Below are 16,562 nucleotides of genomic sequence, written 5' to 3'. Positions count from 1 at the left end.
GGTCGCAGCAGCTCCTCTCTTCGAATTTGCATAATACACACCCTTTGAATCGGTTATTTTATCAGTCTCTGCAAGGGCCCAAGCTCGCTGACGATGAAGAAGCTCGAACAAATTCCGCTGGACGGTGATCTGCCCAGCCCGAAAGGCGTTGCGCTGGCCATCCTCGACCTGTGCCGCCGGGAAGATGCGACCTTCACCGACCTGGCGCAGCTTGCCCAGACCGACCCCGCGCTCGCAGGCAGGCTGCTGCGCCAGGCCAACTCCGCGGCAATGGGCGGCGGGCGCCCGGTGGCGTCGGTGCTGGAGGCGATCCGCCGCCTCGGCCTGGGCACCGTGCGTAACCTGGCACTGGGCTTTTCACTCGTCGACCAGCATCAGCATGGCCCCTGCCAGGGTTTCGACTACCAGTCGTTCTGGTCACACTCCTTGTTGATGGCAATCGCCGTCCAGCAATTTGGAACGACGATGAACCTCGGGTCGGGCGAAGAACTGTTCGCCTGCGGGCTGCTTGCACAGGTCGGCCGCCTGGGGCTGGCCACGGTATACCCGGCCGCCTATGGCCGCCTGTTGCAGGATACCGACGCACACAGCCCGCTCGTCGAGCGCGAACGCGAGCACCTGCACACCGACCACAACGAACTGACCGCAGCCCTGCTGACCGCATGGGGCATCCCCGGCGCACTGGTGGAACCGATCTACCACCACGAAGCCCCCGAAGCCTCCGGTTTCCTGGCTGGCTCGAGACCGCAGCAACTGACCAGCGTCTTCCACTTCGCCCGCTGCATCGCCGACCTCGGCCTCGCACCGGAAAGCGAATACGGCAACCGCAGCGCCGCGCTGCTGCTGCTCGGCGGCAAGCTGGGCCTGGATGCCGATGCGCTGGACCACGCGATCAACGAGCTGATGCCGCGCTGGCGCGAGTGGGGCAACCTGCTCAAGGTCCCGGCGGCAGCGCTGCCCACCTTCGCCCAGATGTCCGCCGCAGACGCGCGCCGCCCCGAACTGTCCGGCACCCCCGCTGCCCTGCGCGTGCTGCTGGTGGATGACGATGCCACCTCGCGCTGCATCGTCGAGAGCGTGCTCCGCGACGTGCTTGGGCATACGGTCATCAGTGCCGGAACAGGTGCGGAGGCACTCGCAGTCGCGGTAGACGCGCAGCCCCACATCGTCATCACCGACTGGATGATGCCAGGCATGAGCGGCCTCGAGCTCACGCACGCGCTGCGTGCCACCGAGTGGGGGCAGACGATGTACCTCATCATGCTCACCGGACTGGACGCCGAAGACGAGATCGCCGAGGCCTTCGAAGCCGGCGTGGACGACTTCCTGACCAAGCCGGTCAATGTGCGCACCCTGCGCGCCCGGCTGCGGGCCGCGGGCCACTACGTGCAGCTGCTCGAGGCCTGGGAGCGCGACCGCGCACAGCTCAAGCAGTTTGCCGCCGAGCTCGCAATCAGCAATCGTCGCCTGGAGCACACGGCCATGACCGACCTGCTCACCGGTCTGCCCAACCGGCGTGCCGGCACGGACGCGCTCGCCAAGGCCTGGCCGGCGGCCAGCCGCTCCCAGCAGCCGCTCTCGGTGCTGGTGCTCGACATCGACTATTTCAAGCGCATCAACGACACCCATGGCCATGCAGTCGGCGACAAGGTCCTGGTCGCGGTCGCACAGGAGCTCCAGCGCGCGGCGCGCAAGAACGACGCCGTATGCCGCTGGGGCGGAGAGGAGTTCCTGATGATCTGCGAGAACACCGACCTCAAGGCCGCCCTGCTCGCAGCGGACCGGCTGCGGCGCACGGTCGAGTCGATGAAGATCGACGCGGGGGGGAGCCCGATTCGCACCTCGGTCAGCATCGGGGTAGCCAGCCGCGAAGCGTCGATGATCGATGCCGACAGCCTGGTCAACGCCGCCGATCGCGCGCTTTACCGCGCCAAGGAGTCCGGGCGAAACCGCTCATGCATCATCGTGCAGGGGCAGTTGCGCTGCCTGCCGTGAGTTGTGCAGCCTCAGACGGCAGCGACACCGCCGACGGCAGCATGGCCGGCGCGAACAGCCAGCCCTGGAAGCGTTGGCACCCCATGCCAACGAGCAGTTCGAACTGATCCTCGGTTTCCACACCCTCGGCGACGACCTCCAGCCCAAGCGTGATCGCCAGGGCATGGATGGTCGCGCAGATCTCACGGTCTCCGGCGTCGGTCGCAATGTCCCTGACGAAGGCCTTGTCGATCTTCAGTTCCGTGATCGGCAACAACTTGAGCTTGACCAGGGATGACTGCCCCGTCCCGAAATCGTCCATCGACAACTTGAAGCCGGCGCGGGACAAGGCCTCGACGGACGGCAGCATGCGATCCTCCAGGAGCTGGGTCTCGGTCACCTCGAGGACGAGATCCGCGGCAGCGACGCCGGCTGCATGCACAATCTGGACGTAACGCTGCGCAATCTCCGCTTCGATGAGCTGGCGTGCCGATACGTTCACCGATACCGGCGGTACCCAGCGCCCCTGCGCACGCCAGGCAAGGATCTGCCTGCAGGTCGTCTCCAGCACCCACTCCCCGATCGCGACGATCAGGCCACTTTCCTCGGCGATGGGAATGAACTCGTCCGGCGGCACCGGCGCTCCGTCCACCGTCCAGCGCAGCAGCGCCTCCAACCCAACCAGATTGCGCAAGGCGTCGTACTGCGGTTGATAGACAACATGAAACTCGAGGTCCGGTCGCGCAAGGCGCAGCCTGTTGCGCAGCTCGAGCTTGCGCCGGGTGACCTCGGTATAGGCCTCGATATAGAAGCGATAGGTGCCACGCCCGGCGGACTTGGCTTCGTTGAGTGCCGAGTCGGCGTTGCGGATGAGCTCGACCGCATTGGCGGCATCGTCGGGATACAGGCTGATGCCGATGCTCGCGCCGACGATCTGTTGCGCCATGGCTGCATCTGCCCACGGACAGTCGACCCTATCGAGCAAGGCTTGAGCAAGGGCCGCGACATCGGTGCGCGAATGCATCCGCTCGACCATCACCATGAATTCGTCACCGCCCATGCGCGCCAGCGTTGCATCGCTGCGCAGGCAGGACTGCAGGCGCATCGCGGTCTCACGCAGCAGGCGGTCGCCGAAACGATGGCCGAAGGTGTCGTTGACCTGCTTGAAGTGGTCGAGATCGATGAGCAGCACCGCCACCTGCCCCCCACTCAGCGCCGCCTCGCGCAGGCTGTGTTCGAGACGATCCTCGAACAGGCGGCGATTGGGCAGTTCGGTCAGAGTGTCGAAATTGGCGAGTCGGTACATCTGCGCCTCGTTGCGCAGGATGGCATTCTCAGCATTGCGCAGGCGTTCGAGAACACCGACCACCAGGGTCTGGCGCACGGTCGTCAGCGTGAGCGCCAACAGACAGCAGGCAAAGATGACGCGCTGGGCCACGCCGGCATCGTCCCCGCTGCGCAAGAACAGCAGCACCAGGCTCAACAGCGCAAGTGCCATGGCCGCCAAGGGCAGGTACGCCATCGTACGCTCGCGCCAGCATTCATCGCCGCGTAAGTCGGCCTCGATCCGGAAGCGACAAGCACCCAAACCGAAAAGCACCGCGGACAGGGTGAAGGCGGCATTGAAAAGGCTGCCAGGCACCAACGCGTCCTCCAGTGCCAGAAGGTTCCAGTGCATCCAGCTCAGACCGTAGGTTGTCGTTCCCACAAGCACGAGCAGATGGAAGCGATCAGGCCTCAACTGCAAGGCGGGCACCACCAGCACCGCGAGTCCTGCAGCCAGCAGGAACAGGACAGGATAGAGCGCCAGCACGATCAGGCTGCCGAAGGCCAGGTCGGCCCCGGAAGGGAAGTAAAGGGTGAGTACGGCCGCCATGAGGGCACTCATGGCCCCCCCGATGTCGAGCAGCGACGGCAACAAGCGCTCGCGCGGCAAGCCCCTGACGAGCGCGGCCAACCAGCCTGCCGCCCACGCCACCGGCGCAAGCAGAAACACTGCATCCGCCGGCGCCGGGAATGGATTCCACCCCGACGCCACCTGCACCATCCAGACCAACTGCCCCGCGAAGATCATCAAGGCACCGGCAAACAGACCTATCCGCAAGGGTCGGTCGATGACCCTTGCGCCCGCCAGCCCCCGCCAGGCGAGCCATGCAGACCCACCAAAGGCAAACGTCCACTGCAGGTTGTCGAAGATGCTCGCCCACATGGCCGACGGTGCCAGCCGTGCGGCAACGACGAGCGCAGCCATCACGGCGACCCATCCAACGAAGACGCTGCCTCCCCGAACCGTCATCGGCCCCTCCAGCCCCACAACCCGCGGCCGTCAGGCCTGTGCTGCAATCCTACTCCAAGTCCTGCCCATCGCTGCTGCTGCCGGATCCGCGCTGCGCGCCTATCGGCGGATCGGTTATGCTGCGCGGTCTCCACGAACATCGCATCGCGTCAACCTCAAGATGAGAAAGCTCGAGCGCATTCCGCTGAACGGCAAACTCCCCAGCCCGAAGGGCGTGGCGCTCGCAATTCTCGACCTGTGCCGCAGCAGTGATGCCGACTTCAAGGACATCGCCCGCGTCGCCCAGACCGACCCCGCCCTGACCGGCCGTCTCCTGCGCCAGGCAAACTCGGCGGCCAGCGGCGGACGTTCCGTTGCTTCGGTCACCGATGCGATCGCCCGCCTGGGCCTGGGCACCGTGCGCAACCTTGCGCTGGGCTTCTCACTCGTCGATCAACATCAGGACGGCCCCTGCCCCGGATTCGACTACGCAGGCTTCTGGTCCCACTCCCTGCTGATGGGCGTTGCGATGCAGGCCTTCGCGAGCGTGTCCAGCGGCGGCGCCGCAGACGAACTGTTCGCCTGCGGCCTGCTGGCACAAGTCGGCCGGCTCGCCCTGGCGACGGCCCACCCACAGGAATACGGTGCGCTGCTTGCCCACCCGGACGCCGCAAGCCGGCTCGTGGAACTGGAGCGCGAGCACCTGCACACCGACCACACCGAGCTCTCCGCTGCGATGCTCGCCGACTGGGGCCTGCCGATGGCCCTGGTCGAGCCGATCTACTACCACGAATCACCCGACGACTCGGGCTTCGCCCCCGGCTCCAGGCCGCATCAACTGGTGCACCTGTTCCATCTCGCACGCTGTGTCGCCAACCTTGGAACCGCCTCGGAAAACGAGCGGGGCGAGCAGATCCCCGGTTTGCTGCTGCTGGGCAGCAAGTTCGGCCTCGATGCCGACGAGATGGGGCGCACCATCGACAGCCTGATGCAACGCTGGCGCGAATGGGGCGAGTTGCTCAAGGTATCGACCGCTGCGCCGCCCGCCTTCGCGCTGATGACGGACGCCCAGGCAAAGCGCGGAACCAACGAATACGCAATGCGCGTGCTGTTGGTCGAGGATGACGCCACCACACGGACAGCCCTGCACGCAGCACTGGAGAAGAACCTGGGGCATCAAGTCACGTGCGCATCGAATGGTCGCGAAGCGCTCGCGCTCGCACTCGAGACCATGCCTCAGGTTGTCCTGACCGACTGGCAGATGCCGGGGCTGAACGGGCTGGAGTTGTGCCGGGCACTTCGCGCATCGGAGTGGGGGCGGACGATGTACATCGTGATGCTCACAGCCAGCAACAACGAGCAGGAGGTCATGGAGGCCTTCGAGGGCGGCGTGGACGACTTCCTCGCCAAGCCGGTAGACATGCTCATGCTGCGCGCGCGCCTGTTCGCCGCCCGCCACCACAACCAGCTACTGGAAGACTGGGACCGGGACCGCGCCAAGCTGAAGCAGTTCGCCGCCGAACTCGCGATCAGCAACCGCAGGCTCGCCCATGCGGCAATGACCGACCTGCTGACCGGCCTGCCGAACCGGCGCGCAGGCATGAACAGCCTGTCCAAGGCATGGGCGGCAACCGACCGCTCGGGTGAAGCACTGGCCGTGCTGGTGCTGGACATCGACCACTTCAAGACGATCAACGACACCTATGGCCACGCCATCGGTGACACGACCCTGCGTCAGGTAGCCCAGGCGATCGAGCGCTCGGCGCGCAAGAACGACAGCGTCTGCCGCATGGGCGGCGAAGAATTCCTGGTCATCTGCCCCAACACCGACATCAAGGCAGGCCTGCTCGCTGCCGAGCGCCTTCGCCGCGTCATCGAGAACCTGCGCGTCGATACGGGAAAGAGCATGATCAGCGTCACCGCCAGCATCGGCGTGGCCGCGCGCGAGCCGAAGATGACCGACACCGACAGCCTGGTCAACGCAGCGGACCGCGCCCTCTACACGGCCAAGCACTCGGGGCGCAACCTGAGCTGCGTCTGGGTCAACGGCAAGCAGCGCTGCGGCCCCTGGTAGGACCCGGCTACTTGGGCCAGTTCAGCGCTTGCCGCCGCCCAGCAGCGAACCCAGCAGCCCGCGCACGATCTGGCGGCCAATCGAACTGCCGATGGTGCGGGTGACCGTCTTCGCGGCGATCTGCACCAGGCCGTCGCGCTGCCCACCGCGCGGTCCGGTAGAGCCGAACAGGATCTCATTCATTCCTCCCCCCGACCCGGACGCCGCCTGCTGGCGCGCTGCAGCCTGCTGCTCGGCCGCTGCTGCCGACGCCGCCGCCTGCGCGCGCAGCATCTCGTAGGCGGACTCGCGGTCCACCACCTGCTCGTAGTGGCCATGAACCACTGAGCCGGTGATCGCCGCGCGCCGCTCGGCCTCGGTCAGCGGCCCCAGGCGCGAGTCGGGCGCGATCACGAAGCAGCGCTCGGTGACCTCGGGGCGACCCTTGTCGTCGAGGAAAGACACCAGTGCCTCGCCCACGCCGAGTTCGGTGATCGCCTGCGCCGCGTTGAAGGCGGGGTTCGGCCGCATGGTGTCGGCAGCGGTCCTGACCGCCTTCTGGTCGCGCGGTGTGAACGCGCGCAGGGCGTGCTGCACGCGGTTGCCGAGCTGGCCAAGCACGGACTCCGGCACGTCGAGCGGGTTCTGGGTGACGAAATACACGCCCACGCCCTTCGAGCGGATCAGGCGGACCACCTGCTCGATCTTCTCGACCAGCGCCTTGGGCGCATCGTTGAACAGCAGATGGGCCTCGTCGAAGAAAAACACCAGCTTGGGCTTGTCGGGGTCGCCGATCTCCGGCAACTGCTCGAAGAGCTCGGAGAGCATCCACAGCAGGAAGGTCGAGTAAAGCTTGGGCGAGTTGTAGAGCCGGTCGGCGGCCAGCACGTTGATCACGCCACGGCCCTCGGCATCGGTCTGCATCAGGTCGTGGATGTCGAGCATCGGCTCACCGAAGAATACGTCGCCGCCCTGCTGCTCGAGCGCGAGCAGATTGCGCTGGATGGCGCCGATCGAGGCCGGGGAGATGTTGCCGTATTCGGTGGTGAAGCTCTTCGCATTCTCCCCCACGAACTGCACCATCGCGCGCAGGTCCTTGAGATCGAGCAGCAGCATGCCGTTGTCGTCGGCAATCTTGAACACCAGCGTCAGGACGCCAGTCTGGATGTCGTTGAGATTGAGCAGGCGGGCGATGAGCAGCGGGCCCATGTCGGAGATGGTGGCGCGCACCGGATGGCCCTGCTCACCGAACACGTCCCAGAACACCGCGGTGTTCGCACGTGGCGCATACTCGGTGATGCCGATCGCCTCCAGGCGCTGCAGCAGCTTGGGCGCCGCAGTACCGGCCGCGCCGATGCCCGAAAGGTCGCCCTTCACGTCGGCCATGAACACCGGCACGCCGATGCCGGCGAAGGCTTCGGCGAGCTTTTGCAGGGTCACTGTCTTGCCGGTGCCGGTGGCGCCGGTGATCAGGCCATGGCGGTTGGCCAGCCGCGGCAGCAGCAGGATGTCCTTGAATGCGGCGTCCTGGGGCGATCGGGCAATCAGCATCGGTTCGGCCATGGCATGCTCCTCGGGTCGGAATCGGTCGATCGTAAAAGTGTAGCAGCGCCAGCGTGGCCACGGCCCGCCCGCGTGGCCCGGCGGTATAATGCGCCCCTCTTCAATCGCAGATGCAGCACAGAGGTTTTCTATGGCGGGTCATTCCAAGTGGGCCAACATCCAGCACCGCAAGGGTCGTCAGGACGAGAAGCGCGGTGCGGCGTTCTCCAAGCTGGCCAAGGAGATCACCGTTGCCGCCAAGATGGGCGGGGGTGACCCGGGCTTCAACCCGCGCCTGCGCCTGGCGGTGGACAAGGCCAAGGGCGTGAACATGCCCAAGGACAAGATCGACAACGCGATCAAGAAGGGCACCGGCGAACTCGAGGGCGTGAGCTACGAGGAGATCCGCTACGAGGGCTACGGCATCGGCGGCTCGGCGGTGATGGTCGATTGCCTTACCGACAACAAGACCCGCACCGTCGCCGACGTGCGCCACGCCTTCTCCAAGTACGGTGGCAACATGGGTACCGACGGCTGCGTGGCCTTCCAGTTCAAGCATTGCGGCCAGCTGCTGTTCGCCCCCGGCACCAGCGAGGACGCGCTGATGGAAGCCGCGCTCGAGGCCGGTGCAGAGGACGTGCAGACCAACGACGACGGCTCGATCGAGGTGATCACCGGCCCCTGGGAGTTCACCAGCGTCAAGGAGGCTCTGGAGCAGGCCGGCTTTACCGCCGAGTTCGGCGAGGTGACGATGAAGCCCGAGAACGTGATCGAGCTCGCCGGCGACGAGGCTGCGCGCATGCAGAAGCTCCTCGACGCACTCGAAGGCCTGGACGACGTGCAGGAGGTGTATACCTCCGCCGAGTTCGCCGAGTAAGCGCGGGGGCTGCGCCCTGCCCTGAAGGCTCGCGGCTTGCGCCGCTCCCACGGAGTGACCGGCATCACAGTGGGAGCGGCGCAAGCCGCGAGCTTTTTTCATTCGACACCCTGCCACCCCAGCCTCACTCCCCCATGGGAGGCGCAGGCCTCACGCGAGGCACGCGATGCCAGTTCCCACCCAGCTCACCCGCCTGATGCCCCTGTTGTTCGTCGTGCTGTGGAGCACCGGCTTCATCGGCGCGAAGTACGGCCTGCCCTACGCCGAACCGCTCACCTTCCTGGCCGTGCGCTACGTGCTCGTCATCGGCCTGATGACCCTGCTGGCGCTGGCCATGCGTGCCCCCTGGCCGGCAAGCCCGCGCGATGCGATGCACATCACCGTCACCGGGCTGCTGGTGCATGCGGTGTATCTGGGCGGGGTGTTCATGTCCATCCACCATGGCCTGCCGGCGGGTATCTCCGCACTGGTGGTGGGCATGCAACCGCTGCTCACCGGCGCACTGGCGGGCGCGCTGCTGGGCGAGCGCGTGTCGTCACGGCAGTGGGCGGGGCTGGCGCTGGGCTTTGCCGGCGTGGCCCTGGTGGTGGGAAGCAAGGTCTCGGTGGATGGCGTCGCCACCGACGCGCTCGGCCGCATGCTGCTGCCGGCGCTGGCCGCGCTGGTCGGCATCACTGCGGGCACCTTGTACCAGAAGCGCTTCTGCCCGCGCTTCGACCTGCGCACCGGCTCGGTGCTGCAGTTCCTGCCCAGCCTGGCGCTGACCGCCCTGGTGGCGAGCCAGGTCGAGACCATGCAGATCGACTGGAGTGGCGAGTTCGTCTTCGCCTTGCTGTGGCTGGTGCTGGTGCTGTCGCTGGGCGCGATCAGCCTGCTCAACCTGCTGATCCGCAGCGGCAGCGCGGTCAATGTGGCCAGCCTGTTCTACCTCACGCCGCCGACCACCGCGCTCATCGCCTGGGCGATGTTCGGCGAGACCCTCAGCCCGCTCGCGCTCGCCGGCATGGCGATTGCGGTATCGGGTGTATGGCTGGCGCGCAAGGGCTAGAATCGACCGGCCCGCGCCCTGGAGGCCGTCCATGAGCAACGCCACCCGCGCCGTCGTCACCCGCATCCTGGGCCTCGACCCCGGGCTGCGCATCACCGGCTTCGGTCTCATCGACCAACTCGGCAGCCAGCTGCGCTATGTCGCCAGTGGCTGCATCAAGACCCGGGACGGCGAACTGCCCGGACGCCTCAAGACCCTGCTCGACGGCGTGCGTGAGGTGATTGCCACTTACCAGCCCGATGTGGTCGTGGTCGAAAAGGTCTTCGTCAACGTCAACCCGCAATCGACCCTGCTGCTCGGCCAGGCGCGCGGCGCGGTGATCTGTGGCGCGGTTTCCTGCGACCTGCCGGTGGCCGAATACACGGCACTTCAGGTCAAGCAGTCGGTCGTAGGGTACGGCAAGGCGCACAAGGAACAAGTCCAGCACATGGTGCAACGGCTGCTGACGCTGGACGCCAGCCCAAGCTCCGATGCCGCCGACGCGCTCGCCTGCGCCATCTGCCACGCACACGGCACCCAGGGCCTGGGCAGCATGGACGGCATCGGAACGCGCCGTCGCGCAGGTCGCATTCTCGGGTAATTCTTCACAAAGGCGGCTAACCGCAGGCTTCCCTTAATCGCAATTTTATGCCATAAACGCCATAAACGATTCAATCGAGGCGCCATCATGGATGAAACCCTGCTTTTCTCACCGGAGCCCACCAGCAAAGCCTTGTTCCGACTTGCCGAGCAGGCGCTGGCGGACGGTGCGCAAGCCTTGATGATTCTCGCGGCCGATGGCAACCGCTATGACCCAGTCGAGCTTTCATCCTGGCTGCAGGCACTGCCAGTGCCCGTGTGCGGTGGCATCTTCCCGCAGATCGTGTTCGGTCGCATGCATCACGAGACCGGCTGCATCGTCCACGGCCTCAAGGGACCGGTGCGCATTATCGAAACCAACGGTTTGTCGTCCTCCCAGGCAGACTACTCCGCCGAACTCGAATCCGCACTGCAGGACCTGCCATCGCCGCAAACCGTGTTCATCGTCGTAGACGGACTTGCACAGCGCATCGCAGCCTTCCTGGACGGCGTCTACGACATGCTGGGCAGCGACCCGGTGTATTTTGGCGGTGGCGCCGGCAGTCTGGACTTTCAGCAGCGCCCCTGCATCTTCAGCAACAAGGGCCTGCTCGTCGACCACGCCCAGATGGTGCTGATCGATCGACCCACGCGTGTCGGCGTCAGGCATGGCTGGCAGAAGCACGCCGGCCCATTCGTCGTTACCCAGGCTGAGCGCAACCGCATCATCAGCCTCGACTACCAACCCGCCTTCGAGCTCTATCGGACACTGGTCGATGCAGACTGCGGGGACAGTATCAACAGCGAGAATTTTTTCGAAATCGCCAAGGGCTATCCGTTCGGAATGGAAAGAGCCGGCGGCGAAGTGGTGGTTCGCGATCCGATCACGGTTGTTGACGGAACCTTGGTGTGCGTCGGCGAGGTCGGCCCGAACAGCATCGTGTTCCTGCTCAAGGGCCAGCCAGAGGCGCTCATCGCCGCTGCCGAATCGGCCGCACTCGCCGTCAAGGACGCAGGAGACGCTCCAGTCATCATGATCGACTGCATCAGTCGAGTCCTGTTCCTGGAGGCTCGCTTCGAGGAGGAGCTTGCGGCGGTCGCTGCCCAGCTGGACGGTAGGGCGCTGTTCGGCGCCCTGACCCTGGGCGAGATTGCCAACCGCGGAGACGGTTGCCTGGAGTTCTTCAACAAGACCATGGTGCTGGCAGGCAGCTAGCCCCCATTCAGGCCCAACGCCCATGAACCCGCTCGACCCCAGCCGCCTCAGCCTGCTTTCCCTGCAGTATGAGCTGGCATTGCTGATCGGCCAGTCTCCGCGCCTGAGCGCGATGCTGCGCAGCTTCATGCCCAGCGCACTGAAGCTGCTCGACTGCCGGGCCGGCCATGTCTGGCTCGACACCGGGACGGGCACGGCGGCGCATTGCTTTTCGTTTCCGGCGAGAGAGAAGGCGACCCTGTCGGAAGACACTCAGCTCGCCCAACTCATCGAGGCACATCAACACCGCCCCGACGCCGCCCACGCTCTGACTCGCGAGCAAGGCAGGCAGTTGTACCTGCTGCCCATGCCGGGGAGCGGATTCGTCATTCTGGTGCGCGAAGGGACTCCGCTCGAGAGCAGGCTGCTGACGGCACTCGCGCCCATTCTCGCGCGCCTGGACACAGCTTGTCGGGCCTGCCTGGAGTTCGAGCGTACAGAGCAGTTGCGCGCGCACGCCGAGGAGGCACGCCTCGCCGCCGAGGCGGCCAACCGGGCCAAGAGCGAGTTCCTCGCGGTCATGAGCCACGAGATTCGCACCCCGCTCAACGGCATCCTCGGGATGGCGCAGTTGCTCGAACTGAGCCCGCTCGCCGCGGGCCAGCGCGAGTGCGTGAGCACCATCCAGCAAAGTGGCACAACCTTGCTGAGCCTGATCAACGACATCCTCGATTTCGCCAAGATCGAGGCTGGCCGGCTCGAACTCGAGGCGCGCCACTTCGCACTGCGCGACGAGATCGACGCCCTGCTCGGCCTGATACGACCCCTCGCCCAAGGCAAAGGCCTGGCGCTGACGCTGCACTATGACAACCAGCTGCCGCCGAACGTCATCGGCGACAGCACCCGTCTGCGCCAGGTGCTCTGGAACCTGCTCGGCAATGCAATCAAGTTCACCGCTCACGGCCAGGTCGCACTCGAGGTGCGCCAACTGTCGTGCGACGCACAGTGCACACAGGTGCATTTCGTGGTCCGCGATACAGGCATCGGCATCTCGCCCGAGCAGAGCCAGCACCTGTTCAAGGCCTTCTCCCAGGCCGACAGCTCGACAACCCGACAGTACGGGGGGACCGGCCTTGGCCTGGCAATCAGCGCCAGCCTGGTCGAAGCGATGGGGGGTGCGATCAAGCTCGAAAGCGAACCCGGCAAGGGTGCGTGCTTCGACTTCGCGCTCGAGCTGCGGGTATCTGATACACCCGCCAGCCCCCAAGTTTCGGGCAAACCCTCGGCAGCCCGGCTGGCATTGGAGCGCAGCACCCAGTCGAAGCTGAAGGTCCTGATCGCCGAGGACAATGCGATCAACCGCTTGCTCGCCATCCGCCTGCTACAGCAGGGCGGCCATACCCTGGAGACGGCCGAAAACGGCCGCATTGCCGTCGACAAGGCGCAGCAGGGCGACTTCGACCTGATCCTGATGGACATGCAGATGCCCGAACTCGACGGCGTGGACGCGACACGGGCCATCCGCACGCTACCCCTCAGACGCCAGCCTCACATCGTCGCGATGACCGCCAACGCCTACGACGCCGACCGCAAACGCTGCCTCGAAGCCGGTATGAACGACTTCATCGCCAAGCCCTTCAGTGCCGAACAGCTCTTCCTCGCCCTCGACAAGGTGCCGCGCAATTGAGCGCAGCGCCGCAGGCAGCGTCAAATACCTTGCGGCAGCTGTTGCAGTACGCCGAATCTTGCGTATAATCGCGGTCTCTTGATCGACGGAAACGCCGATCTGCCGCAAGGCACCGGGGGTATAGCTCAGTTGGTAGAGCAGTTGACTCTTAATCAATTGGTCCTAGGTTCGAGTCCTAGTGCCCCCACCAACAAATTCAAGCACTTAGGCCAATCCTCCGGGGTTGGCCTTTTTGCTTTCCGGGGCCATGTAGCCACCATGTAGCCAAATCCGGGCGATGTAGCCACGCGGCCGGCCTCGATGGCGCAAAGTGCGGACTCGGGAGGTCGGCGGCGTTCGCCAGGGAGGGCGGCGAGTATGCGCGGATGGCATCCAGGCCAGAGCATCCCGATTCGGGGCTAGGGGGCGAGCTTCCGGGTCGCAGTCCGTGACTTGGTAAAACCTGCCTATTGCCGGTTTTCGGACTGTGCTTGCTCAAGCGGTTTTTTGTGGATACACGTTGGTTACCACTGCCGACACCGCTCAGGCGCTCAAGGAAGCGTGAAAGGCAGTTCACAGATTCGAGGCGACAGGCAGCGGGAGCCGTGCAAGGGCGAGTAGAGGACTTTCACCTCCAAGTGAGTGCGCCCTTCCGGGCGCACCAAAGCAACAAACCCGCCACTCGGACGGGTCTGTATATGCCACTTAGGGCCGTTCAAATCGTGATGTCCTCTCGCCTCAGTAGGCGCTCACGCAGAAGAAACGAAGCCTCCGAGCCAACGAGAGCCATGCCGGCAATCGCTTCGAGATGGTGCCTGATCGACCACAACAGATCCGCGGCGCCCTGCTTGTCACGGAAGCTCCCCGCACCGCCGATATCCTCGTCTGCATCGACCAAACAACCGACACCTTCGAGGACATCACCGAGCCTGAGTGCCTCGGTAGAGGCATGTTCCGACAATTGAGATAAGCTCCTCAATTCCTCTGTCGTCAAGTGGCTCTGTGCATGCGCAAACAGCAGCAACATCGCATCGTAGGTCGGACGAATCATGCTTCACCTCGGGCTTTTTCTGCCTGCTGGGCGACCAGACACAGACTGGTCGCAGAACCTTGAGCTTTGACGACCTCTCCGAGACTTTCGATCACGCGGGCGACGGAAAAGGAATGCTTATTCATCAGATAGGCCCGGCGACGTTAAGAACGGCGTGGATAGCGACTGCGCCGCCTGCAACAACTGCCAAGGTTTTGGCATTGTCTAGCGCCGTCGAGGCGCCGCGGCTCAAGCGGTAAGCCATCACCGGATTGGTGATCCGGCGCAGCGTACGATAAAAGGCAAAACGAGAATGAAGGGGGGCGGACTTGCCCTTTACGCTTAGATGCATGGTGCATTCTCCTGGTCGATTGAGTCGGCCAGTACCCGCCGCCAAGCGGGGTGACTGGCAACTGCAAGGTTGGCGGACCGGGACCAAGGCACCGGCAAGCCCGAAGGCTTCCTCGCAGCGCCAGCCATTGCACAAGCGCATGCGGTGGACGAAAAAAATCCGCCGGATTGGCGGAATTGTCCGCCTTGGTCATTTACGAGCCGCCAAGCTCGCGCCGCCCCTGTTTCAGCGACGTGTGCATGATCTATCGACCGACCCGCTTAAGTCAAGTGGTCTATTACTTGGATACCACACCGGTGTCACCCCGCTATAGGCGGCAGTGATTGCACGCCCCGCTGATCGACAAATTGCCCGGTTTGGTTGTTGAACACCATTGACGGGCGCGTGTATGCCATGCCTTGCGGGCTGATTTCCTGCCCACCCGGCACCACCGTGAATCGATTGGGCATCTCACGTCCGGTCAGCGCACGAAGCTGCTCGGACAGCGCGGCTCGATCTTCAGGCGATTCCGCTTTCTCCAGCCTTGCCTGAATGTCCTCGATGCGTCGGGCGTTGCGAATGTCGAATCCGCGCGCCTCGAGATCCGTCGCCGTGCGGGCGCGATCCAAACCAAGCCGGTCACGATCAGTCGACAGACGCCCCGCTTCCGTTTGCGCGGTCAGTTCCCGGTTTGCCCGGCCTTCCGATGCCCGGAAGCCAAGTTCCTCGCGGGCCTGCTCGCGCTGAAGGTCAGCGTTGCGCATGGATGCGATTGCGCCTGCCCGCGAACGCCCTGCGCCGCGCATCGACTCTTGCAGCCGGGATTCGCGGAATCGCGCGTTCGTCTCTTCCACCGCCGAGTTTCCAATGCTCGCGGCCTTGGGTCCGCCAAATGAGTCCAGGTACTCCTGTCGGATGGCGTTGGCGCGGGCCATGCGCTCATTGCCGGTCGCAAGGTCGGCGCTCGACATCTGCCCCTTGCCTTGCATCTCCGACACGGCCTGCCCTGCGGGGACGTTGGTGAAGAGTGGGCTACCAAGTCCGGGCGCCCTGTCGATGCGGTTGATCCCTGCGGCCGACGTGGGGCGTGCTGTCATGCCAAGCGCCGGACCTTGTTGCTCGGCAGGCGTGAAGCCGTAGCCCTGGCGCGTTGCTGGCCTTTGGGTCGGCTCGGAAGGCGTCGTAGCGGGGGGCGCAGTTGTTGGGCGCGGTGATGTGACGACGCCTCTGGCACGGAGTTGCTTATCCGCCTCCGGCTCTGGCAGGAGGCTAAAGCGAGGGGTCGGGATACTCTTTGGAGCAATCGAGTTGTTTTGGTAAGAAAGTTTCGGCGACTTCAAAGAAGCTGCATACTCTTCCTGCGAAATTCGTCCCGCCATGAAATCTTGGGCGCGGCGCTGCTCGTCTTGTGCGGCAAGCTCGCTGCCAGTGCCCGAGCGCGGCGCACGCCGAGTCGCTTCTTCAGCAGGCGTGAAGCCATAGCCTTGGCGTGTGCCGCCGAGATTGGCATTTGACGGCTCCCCGCCCATACGCTCGACGCCGCGCACATTGCCTAGCGCGACAGCGCCCATTTGCGAACTCGGCCCAATACGCCGACGCTCTTCGTCAGAAGGCGAACCGCCGTTTACGAAGAACAGCCTGTATTCCTGCGGCTGGAACCCCTCGGCAACCGGCGTGTGCGTCGCATCGCGCATCTGGTTCAGTGCCTGCACGCCCACGGCATGGACTTGCTCAGGCGGCAATTCGTACTCGCCGTTGCTCACATTGACCGGCACCCGAGCGCCCAAGTCCTGCATCTGATCCGCGCCAATCTGCTCGGTCGAGTCCGCAGGCATGATGTAGCTGCCTTTCGGAATCTCCTTCTTGATGCTGTCAGATGTGCCGGTACCCCGCCCTTGAATGCGTCCTCCCTGCAATTTCCTCTCGGATGTGAAGCCCGGTTTGAATCCGTACATGGTTGGTAGCCTTAGACGATGCCATTGGAACTTACCGAATTATTGGGTTTGCTTGCCC

12 protein-coding genes and 1 tRNA gene are annotated in these 16,562 nt (G+C 64.8%); 8 read left to right on the top strand and 5 right to left on the bottom strand.

Features of this window, described 5'->3' with window-relative positions; translation table 11 throughout:
- Nucleotides 1-93 precede the first annotated feature (93 nt).
- Nucleotides 94-1,995, top strand: coding sequence for a GGDEF domain-containing response regulator (locus LQF09_RS02760; RefSeq protein ID WP_270069136.1), 1,902 nt, complete (start codon nucleotides 94-96; stop codon nucleotides 1,993-1,995).
- Here LQF09_RS02760 and LQF09_RS02755 read toward each other — a convergent pair.
- Complete coding sequence (locus LQF09_RS02755; protein ID WP_037985005.1) at nucleotides 1,961-4,270, bottom strand: putative bifunctional diguanylate cyclase/phosphodiesterase; 2,310 nt, start codon at nucleotides 4,268-4,270, stop codon at nucleotides 1,961-1,963. The genes LQF09_RS02760 and LQF09_RS02755 overlap by 35 nt on opposite strands.
- 160 nt (nucleotides 4,271-4,430) lie before the next feature.
- Between LQF09_RS02755 and LQF09_RS02750 the strand changes: the two genes are divergently transcribed.
- Nucleotides 4,431-6,323, top strand: a complete 1,893-nt coding sequence (locus tag LQF09_RS02750; RefSeq protein ID WP_270069135.1) for a diguanylate cyclase — start codon at nucleotides 4,431-4,433, stop codon at nucleotides 6,321-6,323.
- A 21-nt stretch (nucleotides 6,324-6,344) separates the two neighbouring features.
- On the opposite strand, the gene LQF09_RS02745 is transcribed toward LQF09_RS02750, so the two are convergent.
- Entirely contained in the window at nucleotides 6,345-7,865 is a 1,521-nt protein-coding gene (locus LQF09_RS02745; RefSeq protein ID WP_270069134.1) for a helicase HerA-like C-terminal domain-containing protein, read from the bottom strand.
- A 130-nt stretch (nucleotides 7,866-7,995) separates the two neighbouring features.
- Between LQF09_RS02745 and LQF09_RS02740 the strand changes: the two genes are divergently transcribed.
- From LQF09_RS02740 to LQF09_RS02715, 6 genes are all read left to right on the top strand, one after another.
- Nucleotides 7,996-8,721 (top strand): YebC/PmpR family DNA-binding transcriptional regulator, encoded by a 726-nt coding sequence (locus tag LQF09_RS02740; RefSeq protein ID WP_270069133.1) that lies wholly within the window; start codon nucleotides 7,996-7,998, stop codon nucleotides 8,719-8,721.
- A gap of 166 nt (nucleotides 8,722-8,887) precedes the next feature.
- Nucleotides 8,888-9,769, top strand: a complete 882-nt coding sequence (locus LQF09_RS02735; protein ID WP_270069132.1) for a DMT family transporter — start codon at nucleotides 8,888-8,890, stop codon at nucleotides 9,767-9,769.
- A 31-nt stretch (nucleotides 9,770-9,800) separates the two neighbouring features.
- Nucleotides 9,801-10,349: a crossover junction endodeoxyribonuclease RuvC gene (ruvC, locus tag LQF09_RS02730; protein ID WP_004248801.1), complete on the top strand. Its 549-nt coding sequence runs from the start codon at nucleotides 9,801-9,803 to the stop codon at nucleotides 10,347-10,349.
- Nucleotides 10,350-10,436: 87 nt separating this feature from the next.
- Nucleotides 10,437-11,543: an FIST signal transduction protein gene (locus LQF09_RS02725; RefSeq protein ID WP_270069131.1), complete on the top strand. Its 1,107-nt coding sequence runs from the start codon at nucleotides 10,437-10,439 to the stop codon at nucleotides 11,541-11,543.
- Between the two features lie 22 nt (nucleotides 11,544-11,565).
- On the top strand, nucleotides 11,566-13,209 hold the full coding sequence (locus LQF09_RS02720) for an ATP-binding protein (protein ID WP_270069130.1): 1,644 nt from the start codon (nucleotides 11,566-11,568) through the stop codon (nucleotides 13,207-13,209).
- A gap of 114 nt (nucleotides 13,210-13,323) precedes the next feature.
- Nucleotides 13,324-13,399: transfer RNA gene (locus LQF09_RS02715), tRNA-Lys, on the top strand.
- Nucleotides 13,400-13,903: 504 nt separating this feature from the next.
- Here the strand turns inward: LQF09_RS02715 and LQF09_RS02710 are convergent.
- From LQF09_RS02710 to LQF09_RS02700, 3 genes are all read right to left on the bottom strand, one after another.
- The gene (locus LQF09_RS02710) at nucleotides 13,904-14,239 is read right to left on the bottom strand and encodes a hypothetical protein (RefSeq protein ID WP_270069129.1); all 336 of its coding nucleotides are present in this window, start codon (nucleotides 14,237-14,239) and stop codon (nucleotides 13,904-13,906) included.
- A gap of 124 nt (nucleotides 14,240-14,363) precedes the next feature.
- Complete coding sequence (locus LQF09_RS02705) at nucleotides 14,364-14,570, bottom strand: hypothetical protein (protein WP_270069128.1); 207 nt, start codon at nucleotides 14,568-14,570, stop codon at nucleotides 14,364-14,366.
- A gap of 299 nt (nucleotides 14,571-14,869) precedes the next feature.
- Nucleotides 14,870-16,504: a hypothetical protein gene (locus LQF09_RS02700; RefSeq protein ID WP_270069127.1), complete on the bottom strand. Its 1,635-nt coding sequence runs from the start codon at nucleotides 16,502-16,504 to the stop codon at nucleotides 14,870-14,872.
- Between the last annotated feature and the right edge of the window lie 58 nt (nucleotides 16,505-16,562).

This window comes from Thauera sp. WB-2, assembly GCF_027594845.1.
GTDB classification, from domain to species: Bacteria; Pseudomonadota; Gammaproteobacteria; order Burkholderiales; family Rhodocyclaceae; genus Thauera; species Thauera mechernichensis.
This window is presented reverse-complemented; position numbering and strand designations above follow the sequence as displayed.

Coding starts and splice junctions, on each gene's coding strand:
- LQF09_RS02700 (WP_270069127.1), bottom strand. CDS start 16,504: ATGTACGGATTCAAACCGGGCTTCACATCCGAGAGGAAATTGCAGGGA.
- LQF09_RS02725 (WP_270069131.1), top strand. CDS start 10,437: ATGGATGAAACCCTGCTTTTCTCACCGGAGCCCACCAGCAAAGCCTTG.
- LQF09_RS02710 (WP_270069129.1), bottom strand. CDS start 14,239: ATGATTCGTCCGACCTACGATGCGATGTTGCTGCTGTTTGCGCATGCA.
- LQF09_RS02740 (WP_270069133.1), top strand. CDS start 7,996: ATGGCGGGTCATTCCAAGTGGGCCAACATCCAGCACCGCAAGGGTCGT.
- LQF09_RS02755 (WP_037985005.1), bottom strand. CDS start 4,270: ATGACGGTTCGGGGAGGCAGCGTCTTCGTTGGATGGGTCGCCGTGATG.
- LQF09_RS02745 (WP_270069134.1), bottom strand. CDS start 7,865: ATGGCCGAACCGATGCTGATTGCCCGATCGCCCCAGGACGCCGCATTC.
- LQF09_RS02750 (WP_270069135.1), top strand. CDS start 4,431: ATGAGAAAGCTCGAGCGCATTCCGCTGAACGGCAAACTCCCCAGCCCG.
- LQF09_RS02760 (WP_270069136.1), top strand. CDS start 94: ATGAAGAAGCTCGAACAAATTCCGCTGGACGGTGATCTGCCCAGCCCG.
- LQF09_RS02720 (WP_270069130.1), top strand. CDS start 11,566: ATGAACCCGCTCGACCCCAGCCGCCTCAGCCTGCTTTCCCTGCAGTAT.
- ruvC (WP_004248801.1), top strand. CDS start 9,801: ATGAGCAACGCCACCCGCGCCGTCGTCACCCGCATCCTGGGCCTCGAC.
- LQF09_RS02705 (WP_270069128.1), bottom strand. CDS start 14,570: ATGCATCTAAGCGTAAAGGGCAAGTCCGCCCCCCTTCATTCTCGTTTT.
- LQF09_RS02735 (WP_270069132.1), top strand. CDS start 8,888: ATGCCAGTTCCCACCCAGCTCACCCGCCTGATGCCCCTGTTGTTCGTC.